This is a genomic window from Chitinophaga nivalis (genome assembly GCF_025989125.1).
In the GTDB taxonomy this organism is placed as follows: Bacteria; Bacteroidota; Bacteroidia; order Chitinophagales; family Chitinophagaceae; genus Chitinophaga; species Chitinophaga nivalis.
Genome location: NZ_JAPDNR010000001.1, coordinates 7,814,190 through 7,826,952, shown reverse-complemented (window position 1 = coordinate 7,826,952; position 12,763 = coordinate 7,814,190). Strand labels below are relative to the sequence as shown.

8 protein-coding genes are annotated in these 12,763 nt (G+C 47.8%); 5 read left to right on the top strand and 3 right to left on the bottom strand.

Features of this window, described 5'->3' with window-relative positions:
* Nucleotides 1-46 precede the first annotated feature (46 nt).
* The 3 genes from OL444_RS28605 to OL444_RS28595 all read left to right on the top strand — a co-directional run bounded on the left by OL444_RS28605 (nt 47) and on the right by OL444_RS28595 (nt 3,551).
* Entirely contained in the window at nt 47-730 is a 684-nt protein-coding gene (locus OL444_RS28605; protein WP_264727658.1) for a succinate dehydrogenase cytochrome b subunit, read from the top strand.
* A 19-nt stretch (nt 731-749) separates the two neighbouring features.
* Entirely contained in the window at nt 750-2,723 is a 1,974-nt protein-coding gene (locus OL444_RS28600; RefSeq protein ID WP_264727659.1) for a fumarate reductase/succinate dehydrogenase flavoprotein subunit, read from the top strand.
* Between the two features lie 63 nt (nt 2,724-2,786).
* Nucleotides 2,787-3,551 carry a succinate dehydrogenase/fumarate reductase iron-sulfur subunit gene (locus tag OL444_RS28595; RefSeq protein ID WP_264727661.1) on the top strand — a complete coding sequence of 255 codons (765 nt, stop codon included), beginning with the start codon at nt 2,787-2,789 and terminating at the stop codon, nt 3,549-3,551.
* An 88-nt stretch (nt 3,552-3,639) separates the two neighbouring features.
* Here the strand turns inward: OL444_RS28595 and OL444_RS28590 are convergent, their stop codons facing one another.
* From OL444_RS28590 to OL444_RS28580, 3 genes are read right to left on the bottom strand one after another with little or no spacing between them, the layout of a single operon-like run.
* Nucleotides 3,640-4,677 carry a phytase gene (locus tag OL444_RS28590; protein WP_264727662.1) on the bottom strand — a complete coding sequence of 346 codons (1,038 nt, stop codon included), beginning with the start codon at nt 4,675-4,677 and terminating at the stop codon, nt 3,640-3,642.
* Between the two features lie 39 nt (nt 4,678-4,716).
* Nucleotides 4,717-6,072: a hypothetical protein gene (locus OL444_RS28585; protein ID WP_264727663.1), complete on the bottom strand. Its 1,356-nt coding sequence runs from the start codon at nt 6,070-6,072 to the stop codon at nt 4,717-4,719.
* 12 nt (nt 6,073-6,084) lie between these two features.
* On the bottom strand, nt 6,085-8,859 hold the full coding sequence (locus tag OL444_RS28580) for a TonB-dependent receptor domain-containing protein (RefSeq protein WP_264727664.1): 2,775 nt from the start codon (nt 8,857-8,859) through the stop codon (nt 6,085-6,087).
* 224 nt (nt 8,860-9,083) lie between these two features.
* Between OL444_RS28580 and OL444_RS28575 the strand changes: the two genes are divergently transcribed.
* Both OL444_RS28575 and OL444_RS28570 read left to right on the top strand, forming a co-directional pair.
* A complete protein-coding gene (locus tag OL444_RS28575) occupies nt 9,084-10,466 on the top strand; it encodes a Gfo/Idh/MocA family protein (RefSeq protein WP_264727665.1) in 1,383 nt (460 codons plus the stop codon).
* A 140-nt stretch (nt 10,467-10,606) separates the two neighbouring features.
* On the top strand, nt 10,607-12,745 hold the full coding sequence (locus OL444_RS28570; protein ID WP_264727666.1) for a S9 family peptidase: 2,139 nt from the start codon (nt 10,607-10,609) through the stop codon (nt 12,743-12,745).
* Nucleotides 12,746-12,763: the final 18 nt, after the last annotated feature.

Genomic DNA, 12,763 nt, shown 5'->3' with positions numbered 1-12,763 from the left:
GACATTTCAATCATCTTTTTATACTAGGAAGCTTAGAATTTTACTTATGAAGTGGTCACAGTTCTTTAATACCTCTATCGGTAAGAAGTTATTGGTAGGTGCTACCGGTTTGTTTCTTTGCAGCTTTGTTCTTGTGCACCTGGCGGGTAACTTCCAGCTGTTGTACAAAGACGAAGGCAAGGCTTTTAACACTTATGCAGCCTTCATGGGCCATAACAGTCTGATTCAGTTTATTGCCTGGGGACTGAAAGTGGTGATCCTGCTCCATGCAGTGGTAGCCCTCCAGCTCACGTTCAAAAACAGGGCCGCACGTCCGGTAAAGTATGCCGTAAACGCCGGTAACCAAACCTCCTCCTGGTTCAGCCGTCAGATGGCGATCATGGGAAGCATTCTCCTTATTTTTATTGTTATCCACCTGGCTAACTTCTGGGCTAAGTTTCACTACGCTGATATGCCCACCCACGCATATGATGGTATACAGGAGCCTTTGAAGGATCTTTACCTCGTATCCCAGGAAACATTTAAGCAAGGCTGGCTGGTTGTACTGTATGTAATCGGTATGATCGGTTTATCATTCCACCTGATCCACGGCTTCAAAAGCGCGTGTCAGACCTTTGGCTTAAATCATAAAAAATACAACGGGATCATCAACTTCATTGGTGTATGGGTGTTTGGTGTAGCTATTCCTATTGGATTTGCTATCATTCCTGTTCTAATCTATTTTCAATAATTCTGTAAAGTAAGGATATATGTTGAACGCAAAAATTCCTGCCGGAGCATTAAATTCAAAGTGGGAAGACTATAAAGGCCACTGTAAGCTGGTGAACCCTGCCAATAAGCGGAATCTGGAAGTGATTATTATTGGTACTGGTTTGGCTGGCGCTTCTGCAGCGGCATCTTTAGGTGAGTTAGGATATAAAGTTAAAGCCTTCTGCTTTCAGGATAGCCCACGCCGTGCGCACAGTATTGCTGCCCAGGGTGGTATCAATGCGGCTAAAAATTATCAGAACGATGGTGACTCCGTGTTCCGTCTGTTCTACGATACCGTTAAAGGTGGTGACTACCGCGCCCGCGAAGCCAATGTGCATCGCCTGGCAGAGGTAAGTGGCAATATTATAGATCAATGCGTGGCACAGGGTGTTCCCTTTGCCCGTGAATATGGTGGCCTGTTAAGTAACCGCTCTTTCGGTGGTACACAGGTACAACGTACTTTTTATGCGGCAGGCCAGACCGGTCAGCAGCTGCTGTTAGGTGCCTACTCTGCGCTCGAGCGTCAGGTAGCCCTGGGTAACGTAAAAATGTACAGCCGCCACGAAATGCTGGAAATCGTGAAAATCGATGGTAAAGCACGGGGTATTATTGCACGCGACCTGGTAACAGGTGAACTGGAACGTCACTTCGGCCATGCTGTATTGATTTGCAGTGGTGGCTACGGTAACGTATTCTTCCTGTCTACCAACGCCATGGGTTCCAATGCAACAGCCGCCTGGAAAGCTACCAAAAACGGTGCTTACTTCGCGAACCCTTGCTTCACCCAGATCCACCCGACTTGTATCCCGGTTTCCGGCGATCACCAGTCTAAACTGACCCTGATGTCCGAGTCATTACGTAATGACGGCCGTATCTGGGTACCAAAAAAACAAAACGATAGCCGTAAAGCCAGCGATATTCCTGAAGACGAAAGGGATTATTACCTGGAAAGAAGATATCCTGCCTTTGGTAACCTGGTACCACGTGACGTGGCTTCCCGTGCTGCCAAAGAAAGATGTGATGCCGGTTACGGTGTGGGTACCTCCAAACAGGCGGTATACCTCGACTTTGCCGCTGCTATTGAACGTTACGGTAAAATTGAAGCCGGTAAACGCCAGATCGCAGATGCTTCCAAAGAAGCCATCATCAAATTGGGTAAAGAAGTAGTCGCTGAAAAATATGGTAACCTGTTCGACATGTACGCCAAAATCACCGGCGAAAATCCATACGAACTGCCAATGCGTATCTACCCTGCGGTACACTATACCATGGGCGGTCTGTGGGTAGACTACGAACTGAATACCACTGTACCAGGTTTATATTCACTGGGTGAAGCCAACTTCTCCGACCACGGTGCTAACCGTTTGGGTGCATCTGCACTGATGCAGGGCCTCGCAGATGGTTACTTCGTCATTCCTTACACGATCGGTAACTACCTGGCGGATGAAATCCGTACCAAGGCAATCCCTACTGATCATGCTGCCTTCGTGGATGCAGAGAAAAGAGTACAGGATACCCTCAGCAAACTGTTGTCTATCAAAGGTTCCAAATCCGTTGATTTCTACCATAAGAAACTGGGTAAAATCATGTGGGACAAATGCGGTATGGCACGTAATGAGAAAGGTCTGAAAGAAGCCATCGAAGAAATCAAAGCACTGCGTGCGGAGTTCTGGAAAAATGTACGTGTACCGGGTGATGCGAAAGAATTTAACCCTGAGCTGGAAAAAGCGGTACGTGTGGCCGACTTCCTGGAACTGGGTGAATTAATGTGTATGGATGCACTGAATCGTCGCGAATCCTGCGGTGGCCACTTCCGGGAAGAATCCCAGACAGAAGATGGTGAAGCACAACGTGATGATGAAAACTTCAGCTATGTGGCAGCATGGGAGTACAAAGGCGATGGCCAGTACGAACTGCACAAAGAACCACTGGTGTTCGAAGAATGTAAACCTACACAACGTAGCTACAAATAATGGTTATTGGTTGATTGTTGAACGGTTAACCAGGATTATAAATCAAATAATTGTCCAAGGTATATGGAACATTATAACATGAACCTCACATTAAAAGTGTGGAGGCAGAAAAATAAAAACGATCAGGGTAAATTTGAAATATTACAGGCTAAAAATATCTCCTCAGAAATGTCTTTCCTGGAGATGTTTGATGTGGTGAATGAAGAACTGATCAACGAAGGAAAAGAACCAGTTGCATTTGACCACGACTGCCGTGAAGGTATATGTGGTATGTGCTCTATGCATATCAACGGCCGTGCACACGGTCCATGGGATGGTACTACTACCTGCCAGCTGCATATGCGTGCTTTCAAAGACGGAGATACGATCACGGTAGAACCATGGAGAGCAGGTGCTTTCCCGGTAATCAAAGACCTGACAGTAGATAGATCTGCTTTTGACCGCATCATTGAAGCGGGTGGTTACATTTCCGTAAACACAGGTAACGCACAGGATGCCAACTGTTTGCCGGTAAACAAACAAGACGCTGACCTGTCTTTCGCAGCAGCTTCCTGTATCGGTTGCGGTGCCTGCGTAGCAGCTTGTAAAAACTCTTCTGCGATGTTGTTCGTGTCTGCTAAAGTTTCCCAGCTGGCATTACTGCCACAGGGACAACCTGAAAAACAGACCCGTGTACTCAACATGGTAGCACAGATGGATAAGGAAGGTTTTGGTAGCTGTACCAACACCGGCGCCTGCGAAGCAGAATGTCCGAAAGAAATCTCCCTGACCAATATCGCCCGCCTCAACCGCGAGTTTATTGGTGCCGGCGTTTCTTCTGAAAAATAGTTAAGTAATAAAATAAAAAACGGCTGTATCATCTGATGATACAGCCGTTTTTTTATGAGGCTACCTGCCAGGCAGGTAGCGGTGGCTTTTATTTTATCCGGGCAGCGATATCGCGCCAGTCATAGAAATGAAAGGTACGGTCGGTACTCATGGCAACGAACAGTCCCTGTGGATATCTCGCTCCCAGGTTTACGGATACTACATCAGAACCATCGCTGTTAATCGCAGATACCGGAATTTTCGCCAGTAAGGTGGATTGGTTGCCGGTTCTCGGATATACGTTGAAGCTATTCGTATCCTGGTCGGAAACGAGGATATAGCCGGTACTGTCGCCGCTTTTGTAAATACTGATACCTTCATTGTCTACCTTAAAATCTCCCTGACCAAACAAGGCAATTTCTGCATCTCCTTTCGCCGGATCAGCATAGTACTTGCGTATACCCGTTTGTTCATCAGAATAATACACATACCCCAGCTCATTATCTACGGCAACACTTTCAATTTCTTTTTTACCGCTGTAGGCACCAAATTTACGTATAACGCTACCCGTTACCTGTCCCTGGCCATTGTCGGATAACCGGTACTGCCACAGGTAACCGGTTGCCGGCCCTGATTTACGGCTTACAATCGCAAAAATGGCGCTGTCGGCAGCGCGGGTATACAGGCTGATACCCATCGGGCCGCGTTCCGCTTCTCCTTCAAATACCGGAATGCCACCATTGTCGATAGGGGCCATATCCGGCAGGCGGTAAATACGCAGCTGGTTGGTCTCCCGTTCAGTCGCCACCGCAATATCCGTAGGCACGCCATTCAGGAGCAGGCCATAGGCGATGTCCACATTGTTGGGTCTTTTCAATCCGCTGATTTTCTTTACCAGCTTACCTTCCAGGTTGTATACATATAAAGCGCCATCGGTATTTTTGTCAGTACCGATGATGAGGCTTTGTGAGCTGTCTTTTTTGTTGATCCAGATAGCCGGATCATCGCTATCGTAGGTAGTAGCCGGTGTGATGAACACGGGTTTTACCGCATCCGGCGCTGCCGCCGGAATCTTTTTTTGTGATTGGCCGCAGGCAGTCAGCAGTACGGCAGTAACTACGGTAGGCAGGAATGGTTTATAGCCCATTGGGTGAAATATTTTTATACAGATGATCGTAAGATAAGATTAATGCTGATTACCGCTGCCGTCTGTCTGGTAAGCACCCAGATCAGCGCCTGGCTTCATCACGCTCGCTGCCAGATCGCCGGTAGCGGTAGTCGTATTCAGCGGGGCAAAGTTGGTAAATCCTTTACCGGTAGCAGGAGAGGCAGACTTGATCCGGAAATTGGACGTGCCCTGTATCAGCAGGGGCAATGGTTGCTGTTTCCAGGTCACCGCCGGTGCTTTAACCGTACCTCCCAATGTGGTGTAATCAAACTGGTCTACATCATATCCATAGAACAGCGGATTATTTTGTTTGATACCACCATGGATATCTGTCGCCTGGAAGGCAGTTTGCCCGTCGGTAGCATTGAACTGGTTCAACAACGTAGGGGCGTTACCGTAGTACAGGTTATGACCATAGGTAATGTTCTCCAGATCAGCTGTAGATACAATCCGCAGGCTGATACGGCAGTTGATGAACAGGTTGTTGAATACCTTGCCTTTGGCGAGGGCTTCATAGTTAACACCACCACCCCGGTTTTCCTTGGTCTGGCGGAAACCGCAGTTGATCATGGTATTGTTGTAAACATTTACATTCGTCTGGATGGTTTTGCTGCCGGTGTTGGCTACTTTAAAACCATTGGTGGCAGCGCCGGTAACAACGTTATAGGCCACGTCGCCTACGGTACCGGATTTGATGTTGAAAGCTTCTCCGCCTTTCTCGCCGCATAACTCAAAGGTATTGCGCAGGATGCTGATCTTACCGCCATCTACGCGGATGGCATCATCTTTACTGCCGGTAATCCAGCAATCTTCCAGGATAAAGTTTTTATCCATATTGGCAAAGTAGATCAGGTAGCGGGGATCGCCGGCGCCATATACGCCGTTCTTCACCGCCGAAGGGCCGCCGGCATATTCAATATGCGTCCATTTCAGAATCAGGTCGCCACCGGCAGCATCATCTTTTACCGGTGTACATTGTATACCACCCCAGATGCCTTTAAAGGCGTTATCTGTGGAGCGCTGCGGCTCGGCTACGGTAATATAGTTGGGCGCCGATTTGGTACCCAGGCTGATGAATGATCCGTTGACGGTAATCTGCGGACTTTTCTGCTGACTGCCGTCGCCGAGTGCGATCAGTTTCACGCCGCTTTCCATGGTAACGGTATCGCCCTGGTTGATGGTGATATCTTTCTCAAAATAATACGTGCGCCCCGCCAGCATGGTACCTTGTATACTGCCGGATAAAGTATCGGTGGTAATCGGTTTGCTGGGCGTAATCACCGGCTGTGAAATAGAAATAGTAGCATCCTTATGACAGGAAGCAAATAATAAACCGGTGCAGCAGGCAGTGAGTATATGTATGTTGAATTTCATGTTATCAGTGTTTTAAAGCTTGAAACGAAGACCCAGCAGGTAAGTCTGACCATAGGAATTTTTACGGATGAAGATATTTTTACCCGGCTCCTGGTGAGGTACGCCGGCTACATCGTCGCCGTTTTTACTCTTGATGAATAACTCATACGGTGTATTCAGCAGGTTGCCGATTTTCGTATAGGCGTACAGGTTTTTCCAGATTCTTTTCTGTGCAGAAAAATCCAGTTGCACAAATCCTTTTTGCCAGATGTCGCTGTCGAGGAAAGGAGATACCTTATCGATGCGTTCACCGGTGTATACCATGGCCAGCTGGGCATCCAGGGCACTTTTGGTATCCTTGTAGAGCAGGGATACGTTGGCGATATGCTGAGATTGTCCCTGCAGCGGTCTGTGCTGGCTCACTGTTTTCTGGGTAACGTTACCATCGTCTTCGCGGTAAGCCTGTACTTTGTCGCTGCTGATAGTAGATTTGGTAAAGGTGTAGTTGGCACGGATACCGAACTGGCGGATAAACTTCGTAACATCCAGTTCAAAGCCGTAGTTATTGGCGGTACCGAAGTTACCGCTCATGAGATAGATGGTACGGTTATCCTGTATTAAAGCGGTTTCAATCGGATCTTTGATACGTTTGTAGAAGACGCCTGCCAGCACCTGATCCAGTGCTTTCGGGAAGAATTCATAGCGCAGGTCAAAGTTGTTGGAAGTAGCACGTTTCAGATAAGGATTACCTTTTTCGGTATAGTCTGCATCCGGGTCGCCGCCATCGAAAGGAATGACTTCGTAGAATCCGGGTCTGCTGATCGCTTCATAGTAAGATAAGCGGATGTTTCTTTTGCTGTCCGGCATGTATTTGAAATGAATGCTGGGCAGTACATCGGTATATTTTAAAGTACCGGATTTACCCGCTATCTTTTCAGATACGTTGGATAACCAGCTGGAGTTGGTATGCTCTACACGCACACCCGCCAGTGTTTGCAGGCGGCCAATCTGGAATTTTACCTGTCCGTAGTAGGCGCCGGTTTTTTCGGTGAAATGATAGTTCAGGGCATTGTCTGCACTACCAGCGCCATTGAATACTGTGAGCGGATGTTCATCGATGTTGTTCTTGAAATGCTGTGTAGCAGAATCCGGCCGTAATTTATACTGGTCGTATACACTGTTACGTTGCTTGTCGCGGTACATACCTCCTGCGGTGAAAGTAGCGGGGATACCCAATATCGTTGGTGTATATACGAAGTTCAGGTAACCGGTTTTATCTTCATCTTCATTGCGGGCCCACTCATGGGTAACGCCATTGAGGGCATCCAGGAAAGATGGCTCTTGTTTCAGCTGTTTGTCTGGCTGTGGTGTAACGCCGGTGCTGAGGTTCAGGGAAGTACGGTCCGGTGTATTGGAGGTAGCTTTGGAGTATACAGCCGACCAGTTTACCCGCAGGCGGGAAGCCAGTTTGTGATCGCCCTGCAGGGTGAAGTTGGTGATTTGCTGTACCATCCGTTCACTTCTGTAGGTGTTGCCGATTCTGCCGGTGCCCGGGCCTACGCGGCCCAGTTCCAGACTGGTGTCTGAGCTGAAACGGAACTGGTCCTGTCCCAGGTTCATATAAGCAGCATACAGGGATACCTGCTGGTCATCATTGAAGCGGTAGTCTACTTTTCCGTGTAGCCCTGTACGTTGTTGCCGGATGGAGTACTGTCTGCTTTTGGCAGAGGTAAACATTGGCTTGTTGGTTCTTTTATCGATTTCTGTTTCCAGGAATAATGTTTCATTGTAGCGGTAGCTGTTTTGGTAGCTGATACCCGCAATGGCGCCCAGTTTACCGTTTTTGCTGCGTCCGCCCGCACTGATGCCAAACACGGAAGACAGGGGTGCTTTACCCGTAGTCAGGTGCAGGGGATTGTTGGTGAAGTCGCGGCCGGTGGCAGTATAATCTTTCCCATTGCTGATGCGGGGAGAGGAGGAGGTGGAGCCACTGCGGTCGAAGCGGGTGAAGTCCTGGTTGAAAAGCGTCTGTGCCTGACCGATAGCAGCGTTGGCCTGCAGTACAAACCGGTTGGGCGCATCTTTCATCACCATGTTGGTAGCGCCGCCGATGGCGTCTCCTTCCATATTGGGCGTAAGTGCTTTATATACTTCCAGCCGGTCTATGAGGTCGGCAGGAAAAATGTCGAGTGGTACAAACCTGTTTTTATTATCCGGGCTGGGTATCTTCACGCCGTTGATCAGGGTGTATTGATATCTTTTATCCATACCACGTATAATGGCATATTGTCCGTCGCCGTTGTTGCTTCTTTCCAGAGATACGCCGGATACCCGTTGCATCACGTTGGCAATGGTAATATCGGGCGATACTTCGATGGCCTGTGCTGATACAGCGTTGAGTACCATGTCTGCATTCTGCACGGTTTTTCTGACTGCACGATCGCTGGTTTTATCACCTTTCCCTTTCACTGTCAGCGTTTGCAGTGATCTGTCTTTCCCTTCCAGAGAGAAGTTATAGTTGTTGGCAACATCGGCTTTACATTGAATTGTTTCTGTCAGTTCCGCATGCCCCATGTCTTTGAGGTGAATGGCATAGTCGCCGGCAGGTACCTGTTTGAATACAAAGCTGCCATCCAGTCCGGTGGTAGCAACAGCGGTAAAAGCGGCGCCTTTCAGCTTCACTGACGCCCCTACCAGCGGCTGGCCGGTTTGTTTGTCAGTGATAATTCCCTTTACAACGGTAGTTGTTTGTGCAAATGCACTCATAACAACCGTGATGAATAAGAGCAGTGGTAAAAAAAACTTCATGTTGGATCTCAATTTGGGGGCGAAATAACCGTTCTTCCAACATTATAGCACTATATATACAGTTAAGGATTTATGAAGGAATTGTGAAGATTTTATTAAGTTTTACAATTGTGTCTTTTTGACAATTAAATCATGTAAAAAACGGGCTCCTTTACCGCTTGTAATTCACAGTCGTTATTTCATAATTTATTTATTATAATGTAAGGTATTTTAAAATGTGAACTATGTCAGATCAATCACGTCGGAAATTCATTAAACATATCGGCAGTACGGCTGCACTGCTCGGTATAGGCCGGCTGGCAGCCATGGGGGAAGTGCCCACCTTGTTGCAACCCGGTCAGCGGGTGGCAGCAAATGATAAAATCCGTATTGCCTGCGTAGGAATGGGAATTATGGGCTTCGGGGATGTACAAACGGCCATTAAGGTACCGGGAGTGGAATTTGTAGGCGCCGCAGACCTCTACGATGGCCACCTGACCCGGGTGAAGGAAGTATTCGGTCCGCAGGTATACACCACCCGCGATTACCGGGAACTCCTGAAACGGAAGGATATTGATGCCATCATTGTGGCAACACCCGATCACTGGCACGATACCATTGCCATTGAAGCCATGGAGAGTGGAAAAGCCGTGTATTGCGAAAAGCCAATGGTACAGCAGATTGCAGAAGGGCACCGCATTATTGCCACACAACAGCGCACCAAAGCGGTTTTTCAGGTAGGTAGCCAGCGGGTGAGCAGTATAGCCCTGGCGGAGGCACGCAAACGTTACCAGGCGGGTGAAATAGGCCGGCTCAATGTGGTGGAAGCACGTATGGACCGCCATAGTGCCCTGGGCGCCTGGCAGTACTCTATACCACCGGATGCTTCTCCGGCGACGATCGATTTTGATACCTTCCTGAAAGATACCGCCAAAGTACCTTTTGATCCGGTACGCTTTTTCCGCTGGCGCAATTACCAGGCATATGGTACCGGTATTCCCGGCGACCTCTTTGTGCACCTGATATCCGGACTGCACTTCATTACCGGATCTTCAGGGCCGGTGAGCATCTATGCCAGCGGCAACCTGGTGCAGTGGAAAGACGGCAGAGATGTGCCGGACACCGTGGTAGCTATTTTTGATTACCCGGAAACAAAAGCCCATCCTTCTTTTCAGATGACGCTGCGGGTAAACTTTGCAGATGGTAGTGGCGGCGGGGAATATACCCGGCTGATAGGCACGGAAGGCGTATTGCAACTGGGCTGGAATGACTTCTCCATAAAAAAACATAAACTACCGGAAGCACCTGGCTATGGCGGGTGGGATACATTCAATACTTTTCCGCAGATACAGCAGGATAAGTTTGTGCAGCAATACAACGCCCAATACGGGGCCAGCCAGCGAAAAGGGGAGGAGTCTTCCCAGTCTTTTGCTGCCCCTAAAGGCTACGACGACCGGCTCGAACACTTTGCTAATTTCTTCGAATCCATGCGTACCGGTAAACCAGTGATTGAAGACGCGACTTTTGGACTGCGGGCAGCTGGTCCGGCGTTGGTAGCCAATGAAAGTTATTTCGGCAAAAAGCTGATCCAGTGGGATCCTGAGAAGATGGTGATAAAAAAATCGTAACGAAAAATAATATAATTGGCGCTGCCACAAAGTAAGACTCACCGCTTTCAGGCAGCGCCTCATTTCCCGTTTGTAATACTAAATTCCCTCATCTGTGCGCACTTTTTAGTAAATTTAGCCGTACCTTAAAATACACACCTATGTTTAAGAACTTCCAGGGTAATGGTATGTTGCTTTTGGGAATTGTGTTAATGATGTCTTGTAATGAAAATAACCGTACTATGAATGAACAGGCTTCTATTGTGCCTCCTGTAGCAGAAAAAATTGCGAAAGAACTCACTATACACGGAGATAAACGAATCGATTATTATTACTGGATGAATGAGCGGGAAAACCCTAAAGTGGTATCCTGGCTCAATGCCGAAAATGCCTATCTGGATACGATGATGGCGCCCCAGCATAAACTCCGGGAAACGCTCTTCGATGAAATGAAATCGCGTATCAAGGAAACCGATATGAGTGTGCCTTATCTCAAAAACGGTTTTTATTATTATACCCGTTATGAAGAAGGGAAAGAATATCCTGTTTACTGCCGTAAAAAAGGTAGTCTGGAAGCAACCGAGGAAATAATCCTCAACGTAAATGAACTGGCTGCCGGTCATAGCTATTGTCAGGTAGGCGGGGTGAGTATCAGTCCCGACACCCGGTTGCTGGCTTATGGTATAGATACCGTTAGCCGCAGACGATACACCATTCATATCAAAAATCTGGAAACAGGAGAAGTACTCAAAGACGCTATTCCGGAAACAACGGGATCTGCCACCTGGGGCAATGATAATAAAACACTCTTCTATAGCCGTAAAGATACCGTTACCCTCCGGGCCGACCGGATCATGCGGCATACATTAGGCGCAGCAGCAGATAAGGAAGTATACCACGAAAAGGATGAAACCTTTGATGTGGGAGTGGGTAAAACCAAATCCGGTAAATATCTCCTTATCGTGAGCGAGAGTACGTTGTCTTCTGAAACACGTATTCTGGATGCCAGCACCCCGGAAGGTACCTTCCAGATTTTTCAGCCGCGTGAAAAGGATATGCTCTATCACATAGAGCACCGCGATGATAAGTTTTTCGTTGTCACCAACTGGAACGCCCTGAACTTCCGGATGATGGAAACTTCCCTGGCGAAAACAGCGCGGGAACACTGGAAAGAAGTCATTCCCAACCGCCCGGATGTATTATTGGAAGACCTCACCGTCTTCAAAGACTACCTGGTGCTGAGCGAGCGTAAAAACGGTCTGACACAGATCCGTATTATCAATTCCACCACACACCAGGAAAAATACCTGCCTTTCGCGGAAGGCGCCTATACGGCCAGTGTAGGCATAAATCCGGAAATGGACAGCAAAGAACTGCGTTATCATTACACGTCCATGATTACACCTGGCTCCGTGTATGATTATAACATGGAAACCGGTAAGAGTGAACTGAAAAGACAACAGGAAGTATTGGGTGGCTACGATCCGAAAGACTACGCATCTGAAAGACTGTATGTAACCGCTACCGATGGTGCGAAAATTCCGGTATCCATCGTATACAAAAAAGGTTTTGATAAAAACGGAAAAAGTCCGTTGCTGCTGTATGGCTATGGCTCTTACGGCAACAGCATGGATGTGTATTTTAATTCAACGCTCCTGAGTTTACTGGATCGCGGTTTCGCCTTTGCGATTGCACATGTGCGCGGCGGACAGGAAATGGGACGGCAATGGTATGAAGATGGTAAGATGTTTAAAAAGAAAAACACCTTCACCGATTTCATTGCCTGCGCAGATTACCTGGTGAAAAACAACTACACCGGTTCCGAACACCTGTATGCGATGGGCGGTAGTGCGGGCGGACTGTTAATGGGTGCTATCATCAATATGCGGCCGGAACTGTTCCATGGTATAGTGGCACAGGTACCTTTTGTAGATGTGATTACTACTATGCTGGATGAAAGCATTCCGCTAACGACCGGCGAATTTGATGAGTGGGGCAATCCTAAAAATAAAGACTCCTACGATTACATGAAGTCTTATTCGCCTTATGATAATGTCACAAAGAAAGCTTATCCCAATATGCTGGTCACAACAGGATTGCACGATTCTCAGGTGCAATACTGGGAACCTGCCAAGTGGGTAGCTAAATTAAGAGAACTGAAAACAGATCATAACCTGCTGCTGTTGCATACCAATATGGAAGCGGGGCATGGCGGGGCTTCCGGCCGGTTTGCTCCTTTGAAGGAAGTAGCGTTGGAATATGCTTTCCTGTTGAAGCTGGAGAAAGAAGCTAAAAAATAAACGAACAACAATATAAAA